13 protein-coding genes are annotated in these 15527 nt (G+C 66.4%); 8 read left to right on the top strand and 5 right to left on the bottom strand.

What is annotated here, in order from left to right:
* Window positions 1–572 precede the first annotated feature (572 nt).
* A complete protein-coding gene (locus OG917_RS00160) occupies window positions 573–2831 on the top strand; it encodes a terpene synthase family protein (protein ID WP_328315408.1) in 2259 nt (752 codons plus the stop codon).
* Between the two features lie 352 nt (window positions 2832–3183).
* The gene (locus tag OG917_RS00155) at window positions 3184–4380 is read left to right on the top strand and encodes a phenylacetate--CoA ligase family protein (RefSeq protein ID WP_328315407.1); all 1197 of its coding nucleotides are present in this window, start codon (window positions 3184–3186) and stop codon (window positions 4378–4380) included.
* 409 nt (window positions 4381–4789) lie between these two features.
* On the opposite strand, the gene OG917_RS00150 is transcribed toward OG917_RS00155, so the two are convergent.
* A complete protein-coding gene (locus OG917_RS00150) occupies window positions 4790–5443 on the bottom strand; it encodes a hypothetical protein (protein WP_328315406.1) in 654 nt (217 codons plus the stop codon).
* Window positions 5444–6139: 696 nt separating this feature from the next.
* Here OG917_RS00150 and kdsA point away from each other — a divergent pair.
* From kdsA to OG917_RS00130, 4 genes are all read left to right on the top strand, one after another.
* Window positions 6140–7000 (top strand): 3-deoxy-8-phosphooctulonate synthase, encoded by an 861-nt coding sequence (kdsA, locus tag OG917_RS00145; protein WP_328315405.1) that lies wholly within the window; start codon window positions 6140–6142, stop codon window positions 6998–7000.
* Entirely contained in the window at window positions 6997–7626 is a 630-nt protein-coding gene (locus tag OG917_RS00140) for an SIS domain-containing protein (RefSeq protein WP_328315404.1), read from the top strand. The genes kdsA and OG917_RS00140 overlap by 4 nt, the downstream gene beginning before the upstream one ends.
* Complete coding sequence (gene kdsB, locus OG917_RS00135) at window positions 7623–8366, top strand: 3-deoxy-manno-octulosonate cytidylyltransferase (RefSeq protein ID WP_328315403.1); 744 nt, start codon at window positions 7623–7625, stop codon at window positions 8364–8366. Before OG917_RS00140 ends, kdsB begins: the two co-directional genes overlap by 4 nt.
* Window positions 8367–8772: 406 nt before the next feature.
* Window positions 8773–9870 carry a terpene synthase family protein gene (locus OG917_RS00130; RefSeq protein ID WP_328315402.1) on the top strand — a complete coding sequence of 366 codons (1098 nt, stop codon included), beginning with the start codon at window positions 8773–8775 and terminating at the stop codon, window positions 9868–9870.
* A 164-nt stretch (window positions 9871–10034) separates the two neighbouring features.
* On the opposite strand, the gene galT is transcribed toward OG917_RS00130, so the two are convergent.
* On the bottom strand, window positions 10035–11090 hold the full coding sequence (gene galT / locus OG917_RS00125; RefSeq protein WP_328315401.1) for a galactose-1-phosphate uridylyltransferase: 1056 nt from the start codon (window positions 11088–11090) through the stop codon (window positions 10035–10037).
* 572 nt (window positions 11091–11662) lie between these two features.
* Here galT and OG917_RS00120 point away from each other — a divergent pair.
* Window positions 11663–12148 carry a hypothetical protein gene (locus OG917_RS00120; RefSeq protein ID WP_328315400.1) on the top strand — a complete coding sequence of 162 codons (486 nt, stop codon included), beginning with the start codon at window positions 11663–11665 and terminating at the stop codon, window positions 12146–12148.
* Window positions 12149–12494: 346 nt separating this feature from the next.
* Here OG917_RS00120 and OG917_RS00115 read toward each other — a convergent pair whose 3' ends face one another.
* Window positions 12495–12797 (bottom strand): hypothetical protein, encoded by a 303-nt coding sequence (locus tag OG917_RS00115; protein WP_328315399.1) that lies wholly within the window; start codon window positions 12795–12797, stop codon window positions 12495–12497.
* A 188-nt stretch (window positions 12798–12985) separates the two neighbouring features.
* Between OG917_RS00115 and OG917_RS00110 the strand changes: the two genes are divergently transcribed.
* Window positions 12986–13303 carry a hypothetical protein gene (locus OG917_RS00110; protein WP_328315398.1) on the top strand — a complete coding sequence of 106 codons (318 nt, stop codon included), beginning with the start codon at window positions 12986–12988 and terminating at the stop codon, window positions 13301–13303.
* A 93-nt stretch (window positions 13304–13396) separates the two neighbouring features.
* On the opposite strand, the gene OG917_RS00105 is transcribed toward OG917_RS00110, so the two are convergent.
* A complete protein-coding gene (locus OG917_RS00105) occupies window positions 13397–13813 on the bottom strand; it encodes an ATP-binding protein (RefSeq protein ID WP_328315397.1) in 417 nt (138 codons plus the stop codon).
* Window positions 13814–14477: 664 nt separating this feature from the next.
* A complete protein-coding gene (locus tag OG917_RS00100) occupies window positions 14478–14882 on the bottom strand; it encodes a hypothetical protein (protein ID WP_328315396.1) in 405 nt (134 codons plus the stop codon).
* Between the last annotated feature and the right edge of the window lie 645 nt (window positions 14883–15527).

The raw sequence follows: 15527 nt of genomic DNA, 5'->3' as shown, positions 1-15527 counted from the left end.
ACCGGCCGGATCTCTGCGGGCCGGTGCTCGCCTCGGGCTGGGGGCGCTCTGGGGCGGTGGTCGAAGCGACAGCGTTGCTGCGGCGCCGGGTGGAGGAGCGGGTCGAGGGTGACGGGGCGTTGCGGGAGCCGTGCCGGAGCCGTGTTTTGGAGTCGGCTCTCGTTCTGGCGCTGATGCGCCGGCTGATGGCTTTCTCCGGTAGCCGCGAGCGGTTGACCCGGTATTTGTGGCTGCGGTGCCAGAGCGACGATCCGCTGGAGAGGTCCCTGGCCCTGGTGGGAAGCGGGCGGGGGCCGGCACCGGAAGGGGAGGATTTCCGTGCGCTCATTCTGGGCCAGGTGCCTTCGTACGTCGCGCCTCGACGGCGACTGGTTCTCGACGCGGTGGCGGTGATCCTCAGCGGGCACAGCGAGGGCCGCCCAGGGGCGGGCGCGGAAACGTTGGCTGATCGCTCGGAGCGTTCATCGCGTGGCGTCCTGCATCCCTGGGCCCGGGTGCAGAGCGTCGCGTCCGCGGTCATCGTTGGTTCCCCACATGGCGGATACGCCGGGATCAGTCTGGAGGATCTCGCGGTGCTCAGGGCGACTCAGGACGGCACGGGCAAGGTGTGGGAGGGGCATCTGCTGGCCCACGTATTGGCTCTGCACGCGTTGGCGCGGCTGCCCGGTCACGACGCCCTGGTGCGTGACGGCCTGGCGGCGATGCTGCCCCTGCAGCGTGCTGACGGGGGATTCCCGTTCGTGTCGGATATCGATACCTGGTGCACCACCACCGGAGGCCTGGCCCTCGCGGTGGCAGGGGCGCCGGAGCCGGTACTGCACCGGGTGGCGGGATATCTGGTGGGGGAGCAGAAGCCGTGCGGCGGCTGGTCCATCACGGCCGGCACGCGCCTCACGGACACTGACGACACCTCCGTGGCCCTGGAATTCCTTCAGGCTCTGAGCCCCGTCCGCTACCGGCACGAGATCGACGCGGGCCTGGCCAAACTCGCGGGGCTGCGAGGACCGGACGGAGGGTTCCCCACCTACGTCGCGGGCGGGCCCTCGGAGGCATGCATGACGGCCGCCGCGGTGAACGCCTTCACTCCCACCGGACACAGGGACACGCGGCTGCTGGAGGAAGCACGCCGGTTCCTGGCGGCCAGCCAGCACAGGGACGGATACTTCGAGCCGGGCTGGAGCAACAGCCGGCTGCACGTACTCTTCCGGGCCCGGATGGCAGCCGGTCCGACCCTGCCGGGACTGGCCATGGCCGCCCGGATCAGGCAACTGGTCACGGACACCCAGAACCCGGACGGAGGCTGGGGCAGAGAACCAGGCCACCCCAGCGACGCGATCAGCACCTCCTACGCCCTGCTCGCCCTCGGCAGACGGGCGGCCGCCGCAAGCCCACCGCAACTGGCGGGAGCCCGATGGCTGTGCGAACGCCAGCACTCAGACGGCGGATTCGCCTCCCCGCCGGACATGGTCGGCCCGCGCCCCTTCACTTACGACGTGCCGCTGCTCACGGACATCTGCGTCCTGCGTGCCCTGGGCCACCTCACCCGCCCACCGGCCGAAGGCCCGCACGACGGAGCCCGGTGGGGCATGCCCGCACCAAACCGCACCGACGGGCCGCCCGGCGGCCACGTGCAAGATGCCTCAGTGCTGGGCCGCCCTGCCTGGCCCAGTGGCCGTGTACGCGGTCCGCGTGGTCTGCAGCCCGCGGTGGACCTCTCCTCGCGACCCTGGTCCCGGCCGGCGAAGGGGCTTTCCGGGCAGAGCTTCCGGATGCCGGCACTCGCACACGCTCTGCCCCGCGCCCTGCACACCGACAGCGAGCGACTGGCGGCACAGACCCGGGCCTGGGCGCACGAGCACCTCGGCTTCGCCTACGACGGCGATCACGACCGCATCGAGCACAACACCGACGGGACGCTCTTGGTCGCGCTGAGCATCCCCCACGCCGGCTACGACCTCACGCTTGTGTGCTCCAAGCTCATGAACTACCTCATCGGGATCGAGAACAGCCTCGTCGACCGGGGCGCCCTGGGCGGCAGCTCCTTCGCGACCCGCGGCGTCTTCTCACGCCTCATGTCGGACCTGGTGGGCTGGCAGGACGGCGCCACCCCGCTGACCGCCGAATTCCGGTGGCTGCGCCGGCGCATGCCCCCGCCTGCGTGGCAGCGGTTCGTCGCCTGTATGGAGGACTTCGCCTATGGCTTCACCACCGAACTCGAACACTGGCGCGAAGAGGAGTACACCGGCTACGAGGAGTACCTGCACCAGCGACGAAGCAGCCTGGGGGTGCGCTGGCTCTTCGGATTCGCCGAAGCACAAAACCCCGCACTGCCGCTCCCCGAGGAGGCATTCCGCCGACCGGAGATGCGGGAACTGCACGACACCGCCGTCGACGGATACACCCTGATCAACGACCTCGTCTCCTACCGGCGCGAGGCCGCCATGGGCGACACCATGAACCTGGTGCACCACCTCCAGGAAAGTGAGGGACTCACCACCGGGGACGCGATGAACCGGCTGTGCACGCTCATCGACACAACCGAGGCACACTTCCTGGACCTGCGCGAGCAGGTGGTCCGGCACCACAGTGCCCACTCCACACCGACGCCAGCCCCCGACGGGAAAACGAGCGAAAACGCACACGAGGCGGGTGGGAATGATGAGGGGTTGCGGAGCTACCTCGACACCATCGGCCACATCATGACCTCGAATCTCTGGTGGGCCACCCTCAGTAACCGCTATGAACACGGCGGTCTCCATTGGGACGGAACCCGCTCGGGCACCATGACCCTTCATGCCGACCGGACCGAGTTCGTACCCGACTGCCCCTGAACACCCGGGACTCCGTCCGTTCGGACCCGCCCGGCGAGGGAGCCGTCGGGGGAGGTGTGACAGCGCTCACGTGCCCAGGAGGGTGAGTCGTAGCGCGCCGTCCCCCAATGGACGCGCAGGCCTTGATTGGCAGGCGTCGACACCGGGCGGCCCATGTAACGGCTCCGGGTTCCACGGGCCGGACGCCTTGTCCCACGCGCCGCACTGGCCCCCAGCCTCCGGTGACAGCTGCCGTGCGTGAAGAGTGCAGAACCCGCGGCGTGTCGCCCAGGACCGCTGCTCGTTGGGCCGGAAGAGCTGCGGGTTCGCGATCGGCATCCGCCGGCAGTCCGGGCAGGCGAAGGAGACGTTCGTGACCACTGGCATTCCGGCCGCGGGCTACCTTGGGGACCGTGCGGCACAGGACGGAGCGTGGCGAGAGCTGGTGCGGTTCGCGCGAGAGCGCTCGCCCTACTACCGCGATCTCTACCGGGACGCTCCCGCACATCCCGGCGCCCTTGGCGAGATGCCGATCGTGGACCTCCCGTCCTTCTGGGCCGCCCACCGCGCTCCGGTGAGTGGTGTTCTCACCGGAGCGCACCATGACGGGATCGTGTTCGCTACCGGCGGTACGACCGGAGAACCGAAACGCACCATGTACTCCCGCGAAGAGTTCCGCGCGACCAGCACGCTCAGCGCCGCCTGCATGTCACACGCGGGACTGCGGGCCGGCGACCGCGTCGCCAATCTCCTCTACGCCGGCGACCTGTACATGAGCTTCCTGTACGCCACCCACGCTCTGCGTGACAGCCCCCTGCCCGTGGTCGAACTGCCCGTCGGCGGCCACATTCCCAACGACCGGGTGGCCCAGATCATGGAAGGCGACAGAGCGACGGTCGCCATCGCCACCGCATCGGCCCTGACATCACTGGCGGCATACCTGTCCAGCCACGGACGAGTACTGCCCCGAGTGCGGCTGCTCCTGTTCGGCGGGGAAGCCCTCCACCGCGACCAGCAAGACCTGCTCGCCCGGGCCTTCCCCCACGCTCGCCCCGCACCGTACGCCTACGTCAGCGTCGACGCCGGCATCCTCGCAACCCCCGACCCCGACTCTGGCGATCTGCGGCACTACCGCCCCGCCGAACCGCACACCATCCTCGAAATCGTCGACCCCGATACCGGCAACCCCATCACCGAACCCGGGAAGACCGGCACCGTGCTGGCGACCAGTCTCCTTCGCCGGCTCATGCCCGTCATCCGCTATCCCGTCGGCGACCTGGCCCAGTGGACCGACCCCGCCTGCCGCCGACTACGCCTCCTTGGACGCGCAGCCGGTCACGCCCGCGTCGGCACCACCACCGTCGACCTGGATGTTCTGCGCTCCCGCATCAACACCCTCTCCCGCGACGGTGGCCCGGTGCCCCTCCAGGCCGTCCTGCGTCATCGCGACACCATGGACGAGCTCGTCCTGCGCATCGTCGGCAGCACCCCCGACCCCACCGCGTACCACCGCGCCCTGGAAGCGCATCTGCACACCACCCACCCGTCGTTCGACGAAGAAGTCACCTAAGGCCGACTCCACCGGCTGGCCATCGAATGGGTCACTCCTGACCAGCTCGACACTCACCCACGGACCGGTAAAACCCTCCCGCTCGTCGACGAACGCAACCCCACCCGACTCCTCTGAGGTGACCCTCGCCTATTTTCTGGAAGGTCGGGCCACAGCGCCGGTAGCGTGCCGTCCGGCTTGGGGATTCCCGCTTGGTTCGCCCGGCGTCCAGGACGCTTCTGCCGTCGTACGGGCGGACCGCGCATGGTGTCCGTGCGGGGACGGCCAAAAGGCAGGCGGGCTCCCGCCCTCGCGAGTGCGGGGCTGAACTGCGGGCTGTCCGCAGACAGCCCGCAGTGGTCTACGGCAACCGCGCGCAGGTCTTGCTTCCTGGCTCATCCTCGGCGCTTGACGCTGCCGGGATTGTGGCTTACGCGTGGGGGTTGAGGAGGCCGGTGGCGGATTTCACGACGTCGAAGCTGGCGTTGCCTTCGAAGAAGGTTTGTCCGGCCGGTACGGGGGTGGTGCCGAACGTCGCGGCCAGTGTCTTCGCGCCTTCCGGGGTCAGTGTCATGGGCAGGTCCTCGGCGCTCACCTTGGTCAGTGAGAGCTTCGCTCCGACGCGAGTGGAGGAGAACATGGCGATGCGCCGTCCCTGGTATTCAGCGGTCCATGTCCCGGTCATGTCCGGGCGCAGCGAGACTCGGGGGGTGGTGAATTCGGCGCGTTTGCCGTTGCGCTGGAAGGCGAAGCCGCCGGTGCCCTCACCCGCCAGCCCGGTCAGGTCGGTGTTGATCTGGCCGCTCTTGAGAGTCCCGCGCATGCACTTGTGGCCCTTGTATGTCACTACGGTGTTCGGCGCGACCGCGTCGAAGGTGATGCGGGCCTTGGACAGTGCCTTCTGGGCGCCGTCGGTCAGGCAGAAGAAGTACGGTTCACCCGCCTTCAGCTGCAAGGGCGGAAGAACGCTGGGCCGCGTCGGAACGAAGCCGGACTGCTGGGCGGAGGCTGACGGCACTACCGCCGCTAGGACGGCCAGCGAGCCGGTGACGAGGGCGGCCAGGCGCAGGGTCGACTTCTTCATAGCGGAACTCCCGAGGATGTAACGGATGGGCCTGGACCGGAATCGGATCGGGTCAGCTTCCTCAACGCTGCCGTTTTCTGGTCGTCACGGCCGCATTGTCTATGACCACTCAATTGCTCGAATCCGCTGCCGCTGGCACGCACCTGCGGCACGGAAAATCCGCCGTGCGATAGGCGAGGAGCGGGAGGGGGGAACGTGTTGCGTGGCAGGTACGAGCACCGGTTTCGACGAGTACGACACGGATGGGGATGGCGCAATGGGGTCCGCACCCGCGCCGACAAGCGGCAAGGGGCGCCCGCGGGTGCCCGGTAGAACGGACACGAAACCGCGCATTCCCCGCCTGCGGGGAACGGTCCACGGCCGCAATCCGTGGAGCGGCACGGGCGGACCGGTGGGCGTGGAGGCCATCGGATCATCAACTGAGGTAGGTCCTTTCGGGTGACCTGCGGCATGGTGAACCGTTTTTCCTGGTCAGTCTCCTGGCGTGCTGAAGAATCCTGAATGCCGCCGTATCGCCATCACTTCCCGGGCTGCTCAGACCCGGTGGCGGCAGCCGCACCGGCCGACACCGCTGTTTCTGCCGTGCCTGCGGGGGCGATGGTGGCTCCCACCTCATCACTCACCCACAGCCCCGCGGTGCGGGAGTGACAGGCTCGGGCAGCACAGTGCGGCGCGTCACCAGCGGTGGTGTCAGCCGTGACCGGTGGAAAGTGCCCTGCAGCCCCCGGCGCGGTTACGCGGGTGCGGATCGGCGATGTCGTAGTGGAGCAGGGCGGCCCCTTCACGCTCATCGCCGGGCCCTGTGTGATCGAGAATGCTGATATGGCACTGCGTCATGCAGAGCGGATCGCTGAGATCGCTCGGAGAGCCGGGGTCCCCTATGTGTTCAAGGCGTCCTACGACAAGGCGAATCGAAGCTCCGTACGCTCCTTTCGGGGCCCCGGTCTTCAGGAGGGCCTGGACACTCTGAGGCGAGTTCGGGCGGAAGTGGGGGCCCCGGTGCTCACTGATGTACACGAACGCCAGGACGTTGACGCGGTGGCAGAAGTCGCGGACGTGCTGCAGGTTCCGGCGTTCCTCTGCCGGCAGACCGACCTCCTGCTCGCGGTGTGCGCGGCAGGGCGTCCGGTGAACATCAAGAAGGGCCAGTTCCTTTCCCCCGCACAGGCTGGGCCAATGGTGGAAAAAGCGCGCTCGGCCGGCAACGACGCGGTCATGGTCACGGAGCGGGGCTTCGCGTTCGGCTATGAGGACTTGGTGGTGGACTTCCGGTCGCTGGTGATGCTGCGCGACACCGGTGCGCCGGTGCTGTTTGACGCGACGCACAGTGTGCAGCAGCCCGGTGCCGCAGGAGACACAACGGGCGGCCAGCCGCAGTTCATTGCCCATCTGGCACGGGCCGCCGTCGCAGTCGGTGTCGCCGGGGTGTTCATGGAAGTTCACGAGGATCCCCCGCGGGCCTTGAGCGACGGCAGCAACAGCCTGCACCTGGACCGCCTTCCGGCGCTGCTCGCCGAGCTCAAAGCAATGGACGAACTGGTGAAGGGAAACCGATGACACCGCCCCCCGAGGGCATCGGTGGCCGGGCAGACATCGCGGCGCAGATGCGGATGTGGATGCTGCAGGAGGCGCACGAAGTGCGCTCAGCGGCGGAGCGTCTCGAGCGCGCCGGGCCCGCAGAAGTATTCGGCCTGCTCGCCGGGTGCCCACGGCTCGTGGCAGTCACGGGTGCCGGGACCTCGGGACTGGTAGCGGCCAAGCTCGCGGCAACCTTCACCTCCTCCGGCACGGCGGCCCTCTTCCTGCACGCCAGTGACGCTCTGCACGGCGGACTCGGAATCGTCGCCGAGACAGACGTGGCGATCGCGGTCAGCAAGAGCGGCCGGACAGCAGAAACTCTGCTGGTGGTCGACGCCCTGCGCGGCGCCGGCGTTTCGGTGATCGCGCTCACCGGGGCTCCGGACAGTCCGCTCGCGAGGGCCGCTGATGCAGTTCTCGACGCGTCCGTCGCCGCCGAGGCATGCCCCTTGGGCATCTCGGCGACCGCCAGCAGCACCGTCGCGCTTGCTATGGGGCATGCCCTGGCAATGACCCTGGCTGCGCATCGTGGCTGGTCCCTGCGCGACCTCGCCCGCGTGCACCCGGCCGGAGCCCTGGGCAGTCTGACACGGGAGGAACTGTGAAGACCGTCGCTGGGGCATGGGGGGTCATCCCAGCCCGGTACGGGTCGACAAGGCTTCCGGGCAAGGTGCTGTGCGACATCGCGGGCAGCCCGATGATCGAGCACGTCTGGCGCCGCGTGATACGCGCACGCACCCTGGAACACGTACTCATCGCTACCGATGACGAGCGGATCGCCACGGTCTGCACCGGATTCGGCGCCACGGTGTCCATGACCTCACCTGCCCATATCAGCGGAACCGACCGGGTTGCCGAAGCCACAGCCGGCAGCAGCGCCCAAATCGTGGTGAACATCCAGGGCGATGAACCACTGGTCGACCCCGACTGGATCGACCAGCTCACCCTCACCCTCTCCAAGAACCCCGACATGCCCATGGCCACCCTCGCCAGCCCGATCAGCACCCCCCAACAGGTAACCGACCCGGGCGTGGTGAAAGTCGTCTTCGACTCCGCGGGCCACGCCCTGTACTTCTCACGCGCCCCGATCCCCTATGACCGCCACAACACCCACATCACCCGCTACCAGCACATCGGTCTCTACGCCTACCGTGCCAGCTTCCTCACTCAGTACACCCACATGCCGTCCGCCCCGTCGGAACAGGCCGAAGGCCTCGAACAGCTCCGTGCCCTCCACCACGGCCATCGCATCAGCGTGATTACCGTCCAGGGAGAGAGCACCGGCATCGACACGGCTGCCGACCTGGAGCAGATCCGTACGCGCCTCACACAACAGGACCGCTGACCCCACCCGAGGAAACCCAGCGGAACGACACCGAGCCGGAAGAATCGAGGCAGGAAAGGTACGACGTGCGTGACCAGTTGCAGGCCTCTTTCCAGTGAGCACTCCGTCCACTGTGGGTGCGCACCGGGCGTCAATAAACGGTGGGAGGAGACTCGTCTGAGTTGGCACGGGTTCGGTCAGGTGTGTGCAGATTCGTCACGGAAAGGATGCTGTTAACCCCGGGCCGAGTGCGGGAGCCGGGGTTCGTCGAGGCGGAGGTCCGTGGGTGTCGAACGTACGTGAATCCATTGCGGGGGAGCGGTCCTTCATCCCGCTGCCACCCCCTTCCACACCGCCTCCCTGGCGGAACACGCCCACCCGTCCTCCGCAGCCATCACCCCGCCGGACCCTCCCAGGGCCGACCGGCTTGGGCACCTCCGCTGCCCATGTCACCACCATGTTCACGTCCGGGCGAGGTCCCGGCAGCGTTGTGGCCGGTGCCCGCCCAGTTGAGCAAACGGACGAAGACCATGACTTCGAGATCCCGGAGATCTACGCGCCGTTCACCGACACGGTCAATCCGCACGCGCCCTTCGTGAAGACCATCGCCGAGCGATGGATCGAGGAAGCCGGACTCACCCCCACACCCGGCGCCCGGGACCGGATGCGCCGGACCGACCCGTACGGGGCCGCCGCTTACACCTGGCCCCACGCCAACTTCCCGGAACTCATCCTGATGACGAAATGGCTCACCACCGTCTTCCGCCTCGACGACCAGCTCGACGAGGGCCCCACCGGATCCCACCCCGGCCAATGCGCCGCCGTCATCTTCGGGCTCTACCAAGTACTCGACGGCCACCACCCACGCTCGCCGAGCCCGATCCTGAACGCCTTCGCCGAACTATGGGACCAGACCCGCCACCTGCTGCCCCAGCCGTGGACAGCAACACTCACCGCGAACATCAAACGCTGGCTCTCCACCTACCAGGAAGAATCCCTCCTGCGAGCGGCCGGCATCATGCCCGACCTCGCCACCTACCTCCAACGCCGTGAGTACTCCGTAGGCATGCCCTGGCTCTACGACCTCGCCACCCTCAGCCTGCACCCCCTGCTCCCGGCCACCACACTCACGAGCCCCTCCATGCGTACCCTGCGCCGCGCAGCGAGCCTCCACTCCGGCCTCGTCAACGATCTCCACTCAGCCACCCGCGAAGCCCTCACCGGATACCCCTGCAACGCCGTCCTCATCATCGAAAACACCACAGGCACCACCCGGCAGAGAGCCGCCGACACAGTCAACGACCTCATCACCACCCTCGCCCACGAAATGACCGCCGCCCAGCACACCCTCACCACCGAACTGGACCATGCCCACACCCCGCCACCCGCCCGCGCCGCCGTACTCCTGCACGCAGAACGCATCACCGCCTGCACCCGCGGACAAATCACCTGGCACGCCACATCACCCCGCTACGCCACCGACGACTTCACCAGCGGAACGACTGGCTACCCCGAAGACCTGTAATGGCGTTCAAGCAGGATGCCCACTCGATGAGCCTCAGAGGCCGTTCCGTATATCCGCACCTGGGAGGACCCGCACCGCCATTTCTCGGTGAAGGAGGCGCTTTCGGTGGCGTTGGAGAGCGAGTCACCGGCATTATCCGAGAATTCGATGCCACCGATTGGGTGTCAATTACTCGCAACCTTGCGCAGCTGTGCTGCGGCAGCTTCAGGTAGCACGTCGTTGACGAAAACGCCCACTCCAGCTTCGGAGCCGGCGAAGAACTTCAATTTATCCGCAGCTCGGCGAATAGTGAAGAGTTCAAGGTGGAGAGCAAATTCTGCCTCCATATCTGTATCGCCTGCCTTGGTGAATGGGGCCTGGTGCAAGGCGGAGATGTATGGTGTGGGCGACGCGGAAGCGCCGAACAGCCGATCAAACCTGCGCAGGAGCTCCAAATAAACCCTGGGAAACTCCACGCGAGCATCGTCGTCGAGCTCCCTGAGATCTCGCACCCGTCGCCTGGGATAGAGATGCACCTCATAGGGCCAGTGCGCAGCATATGGCACGAAGGCAATCCAGGAATCTCCTTCCCACACGACCCGGGTACCTTCATCTCTTTCGCTAGCTACGACGTCATCGAAGAGGTTGCGCCCTGTTTTTCTCCGATGCTCGGCAGCCGAGCGGAGCATAAAGGTGGTGTGTGGGGTGACGAAAGGGTAGCCGTAAATCTGGCCGTGCGGATGGTCGAGGGTGACGCCGATCTCCGCGCCCCGATTCTCGTAGCAGAACACCTGCTGAATCTCGGGCAGTTTGGCCAATTCTGCCGTGCGGTCAGTCCACGCCTCCACGACAAGACTCGCCTGCTCCTCAGTGAGGTCGGCGAAAGATGCGTGGTGATCAGAGGTAAAGCAGACGATCTCGCACCGACCTGACTCTCCGACGAGCGAAGGAAATCGGTTCTCGAAGACAGCCACGGCGTAATCACCGTCAGGGATTTCACTAGGCTGCCCATCACGGGATGGGCAGAACGGGCAGTGGTCGGACGGCGGATGGTAAGTACGGTCCTGACGATGCGGGGCCACAGCGACTGAGTCGCCGAGTAGTCTGTCGTACCGAATCTCTGAGGCCACGGTGATCGGGCTGAGAACCCGCTGGTCCACAGCAGAGCGTGCATCGCTGCCGCAGGCATCGTAATAGAACAGTTCACGACCATCCGCGAGTTTCGTCGAAGCTTTTCGCACAGTTGACTCCTCGCTATGAATTAGTTAGGCCGGTACCAGAATTCCAGTTCCGGGCGCTGCGTGCAGTGTAGGGGGGCTAGGGGCGGGTCGAGCTGCACTGATGACAGAAAAGCGCTTCGCGCGACGCCAGGAGACAATCTGAGTTTGACTGGTAACAAGAGCTTGTTCGCGTGGGCTGGTGGGGTGCAATCGGTGTGACGATTCGGCCGTTCGTGAGGGTGCGGGTACTCGACAGCGGATCTTGGCCGATGAGTTGTGGGCTCTGATCGAGCCGTTGATGCCGTGGCCGGAACGGCCGGCCCGGGCAATGGAGCACGGGCCGTTGGAGAACGAGCGGGTCTTGAGACCACACGTGACCAGCTTGCGTTCCCACCCGGCAGTCGGGCCCCTTCTCCGAAGCGAGATCTCCGGCAGCGTCAGACGCTGACGTCCGAGGCCTCATCAGCTCGGAGCATTCGAGTGATTCGTCGTCAAAGGCCGGTAAGCGCGAGTCGGATCGCTCGCGGCCTGCAGATCTCCGAGAGTTTCGGATCATGATTGTATTCGGCAAGAAACCCGTGACTCTCAGCGCTATGACGTTCACCGTCGCTGCTCTCTCGCTCGTTGCTTTCCCCGCGAGTGCCGCCACCGGGGGGTTCCCGCCACCGAACACCCCGTTCACGATCAAGACGGTTCTGGAGGATGGTAAAGCCCGGTGCGTCAGCCGTGCCGAGAATCCACGCATTATGCTCATGCGCTTCCGGCCCTGCGACACCAACGACAAGAAGCAGCAGTTCGTTCAGCGGTCCGTCGATGCACGCGGCTACGGCATCGTGTGGAATGTCGATGGATCATGCCTGGTTGGGAAGGTCATCGTCTCTGGCGCGCTGTGCAAAGGGCTGAACCCGACGAACAGTTCTTGGAAGCAGGCCAGCGACGGCCGAGTGGTGAACAACGGCGCCAAGAGGCTTGAATACTGGGGGCATGTCGGTTCGGGAGACACTGCCACCTTCTCGATCGGTCCCCTCTATGAGGTTGCGGCGAAGTTCGACCTGCTCCCGCTGCCCTCAAAGAACTGAGCCCATTTCCACGGTGGGGCCCGGGCCAGGACGGCCAGGCCCCACCGTGAACAGGAAGTGCCGAGGCCAACGGGCGCGATCCACGGCCGAGTACCCACACCATCACGAACGACCGAATCCTCACACCGGGCAGGGCCAACCAGCACGTCTCACCAAGATCGTGTTACGAGCTCTACCGCCGCAGAGGACGCGGGCGTTATGAGGGGCTCCGCCTCGGCGCGTCTTCGCTCGTACTCGAATTTACTGCCGTTCTGGCGGTCAGAGGTGCCCGTGGTCGGCGCCCCGGCAGGGCCGGGGCGCATCCTGGAAGGGCGTTCACTACCGAGCCCGCCCCTGGCTCCGCGTCTTACTCCTCGGGCGCGGCATCGTCCGCAAGCGCGTACGCCGCCGTGCGCGCCACTGCGGACGGCCCCTCCGCCGCGCGCTCTGCGGCGTACGACTCCTTCTCCCCGAACGTCTCCTCGGATTTCGCCCGGGACGACGCGCTGGACGCCGAAGCCTCCCCGTGTGACTCCGGGTTCGGTCCCGCGGCCGAAGCCGTTCCGCCCACCATCAGGCTGGCCAGCCCAATGAGGACGCTACAAGCGAGTCCAGAGACTGTCTTACGGGTGTATCCCATTACGCCGTCCCTTACGATGAAGAATGTCACGACTAAGGGCTGTCCCGTAATCCCCGGCGGGCGCACGACGACAGCTACGGCGCCTCGCCGCGTTGTCGGAACGCCCGAATACATCCAGTATGCGAGCGCCCTTCCGCCTTGCGATGCACCGCATCTGACGCCCCGCGCTGATCCACCAGGGATTACGGGACAGCCCTTAGTAGTCGATACGTAACCCTATGAGACAGTACTTCTCGGCTGATGACGGTGCGGCTCGCCCCCGAGCACCCAGTTCCGGGGCTGAGACGAAGTTCCCGCCCCTGCTGATCGTCCTGGCCGACAAGAAGAAGACCACCCTGGACAACCGGACCGCCGACACCCTCGCGGGCATCCGCACCCTGCGCGGCATCCACCGCCGCGAACTCGCCGTCGGCATCACCACCCTCCCCAACCTCCAAGAACACGGCCCCCTCCACCCGATCTGGCACAGCCCCACCAGCGAGAAGTCGCTGCGCCTGGCCGCGCTCATCAACGGACGGCGGGAGCACGGCGGGTGACGACCGCGCTCTGCTGCGAGTTTTTGTTGGTGGTGGTTCGGGGGTCGTGACGACGTCAGAACCGCAGGTGTGGGGCCGCTGTCTGTGGCGGTGTCAGTAGAGGAGGCAGGCGGTGACGGTTTTGCCGCCGCCTGCCTGGCGCGTGATCGCGGTGGTGCTGGCGAGGCGGTTGACCATGGGCCAGCCGAAGCCGCCGCCGGTGCCGGTCAGGTCGGGGGTGCGCATGCGCGGCAGCTGTGGGCTGGTGTCGTCGACGGCGACTTCGATGGCGTCGGGGCGGGCGTTCAGACGGAGGCGGAACGTGCCACCTCCGTGGCGCAGGGCGTTGGTGACGAGCTCGGAGACCACCAGGACGAGCGTGTTCGCCATGTCTGGATCGGGCGCCGGGGTGAGGCGGTCAGCGAAGGCACGAGCGGCCTGGCGGGCCTCGCCAATGCCGGCCGCGCTCTCGCCCTGGACCACGGTCGAGACGGGGAGCGCCGAGGTCCTGCTGACTGCTGTGCCGCTCATGCGCGTACACCCCACCTGTGATCGGTTGTACCTCTTATGACGTGACATCCCACCTGCCCGCTCTAATCGTCCTTCACGCTTCCCGGCGGATATGACCCAGTGCAGTTTTCACGTGCTGCGCACCGCAGGACATCACTGTCAGTCCTCACAGAAAACCTGTCATGATGGAGGTAGACATCTGGGTCTTGGTGGGGTTAGTGTCTTGTCCGTAGCCAAGAGATCGAGCAGGCCCGGCAGAGATGAACTGCGGGGAAGCAGGACACGTAAGTGCAGGTCGGTGCGGTGGTGGAGTTCCGAAGCCAGGTTTGTTGCAGGAAGGCGACGGGACTGACCCCGGACCGGGTGGCCCGCAGTAATCAGGGGCCACCGTGAGCAGTACCGCAGTACGCAAGTTGCAGTCCGCAGTACCAGTAGTCCCTCGGTAAAGGCGTCAGACTGCGGCGCGCGTACCGGGAGGTTCGGCAGTGGGGTTCTAAGCCAGAGCAGACGCAGGACGGGCGACGGGGCTGGCTGCCGGAACGTGGCGCTTTCGCAGGCCACGAGCAGTTCGCATCACCAGCAGTACCGAATGAGAAGCACCCGCAATTCGCAGTTGATCCCCCAGAGCGTAAACGGACCGCGGGGCCGACGGAGAGTTCCCGTCGGCCCCGCGACTGGTGGAGGATCAGGCGGTCGGGTACGAGCCAGTCACCGTGATGATCTCGCCCTCCTTGGCCCCCTCGCTTTCCCCGTACAGGAAGCCGACGTTCTCCACCGCCGCACCGTTGGCAGTGCCGGTCACCCGCAGGCGGTCAAGCTTCGAGCCGTCCGACCCCGCATAGATCTGAGCCTCACCGATCCACACGCCGCTGTCGGCGTCGCGGCCGTCCAGGGACAGGTTGAAGACGTAGCGGACACCGGCCTTCACGGCCTTCGGCAGGGTGAGGCCGAAGCCGTCCTTGGTCGCGGCGTTCGTCTCCTTCTTCGCCACGATCTGGGCGGTGAAGGTGACGACGCCGTTCGCCTCGACGTACTCGCCGGTGCCGTTGGTGCCCTTCACGTTCGTGAGCTTCGGAGTCCAAGCGGTCACAGTGCATGTCCTCTCATAGGTGTCTGCCAGTGGGGCAGACACCGCGGAGAGTGCACGTTCACGCGCCCTTGCGTCCCGGGCCCGACTCAGGAGGGAAGACGTCGCCCGGCCGAGGTAAGCCCAAAAGCCGCCAGTACTTGATCTTGGATGCTTCAGACGCCCCTCCGGCGCGTGTCGGCGCCTTCGAGCAAGTGCATCCTTACCACCCGAGCCCTACCGGGCTCTCGAACCGAACGGCTGGCCCTGTCCCGGAGACTGCAGGGAAATCAGTCTCTATCGCCGAAGTCGACTCCGTGGATACCGATCAGGTCGGTTGCGCATCCCTCCTGGCCGCACTTCCTTGCCGACTCCAGTACCAGGTCATCCTGCGAGTCACCGGAAACCTGGTGCGCCCTCTGGGCCACACCCGAAGTGGAACTGGAGGTATCGGGCGTGGCCGCAGCAACCGGGCTGATGCTGACCAGAGAAGCCGTGGCAGCCAAGGCGGTAGCGGCAAAGGCTGTGCGCAGGTACATGAAACACGTCCTATTTCACTTGGTGAGGACACCACGCGATCGATGGGATTCCTGCCCTTCGGCCGAAACCTCATCTCGAAGCATCGAGTAGTGGGTCACGCCCCATGGGGCGAATTCCATGGTCCTACGA

This window comes from Streptomyces sp. NBC_00388, from assembly GCF_036061255.1.
Lineage (GTDB): Bacteria > Actinomycetota > Actinomycetes > Streptomycetales > Streptomycetaceae > Streptomyces.
The sequence above is the reverse complement of the archived record's forward strand: the minus strand, read 5'-3'. Positions and strand labels throughout refer to the sequence as shown.

What these genes read in the sequence shown, in the direction of transcription:
- OG917_RS00105 (WP_328315397.1), bottom strand. Translation starts at nt 13,813, where the DNA reads ATGAGCGGCACAGCAGTCAGCAGGACCTCGGCGCTCCCCGTCTCGACC.
- OG917_RS00120 (WP_328315400.1), top strand. Translation starts at nt 11,663, where the DNA reads ATGACGTTCACCGTCGCTGCTCTCTCGCTCGTTGCTTTCCCCGCGAGT.
- OG917_RS00110 (WP_328315398.1), top strand. Translation starts at nt 12,986, where the DNA reads ATGAGACAGTACTTCTCGGCTGATGACGGTGCGGCTCGCCCCCGAGCA.
- OG917_RS00150 (WP_328315406.1), bottom strand. Translation starts at nt 5,443, where the DNA reads ATGAAGAAGTCGACCCTGCGCCTGGCCGCCCTCGTCACCGGCTCGCTG.
- OG917_RS00140 (WP_328315404.1), top strand. Translation starts at nt 6,997, where the DNA reads ATGACACCGCCCCCCGAGGGCATCGGTGGCCGGGCAGACATCGCGGCG.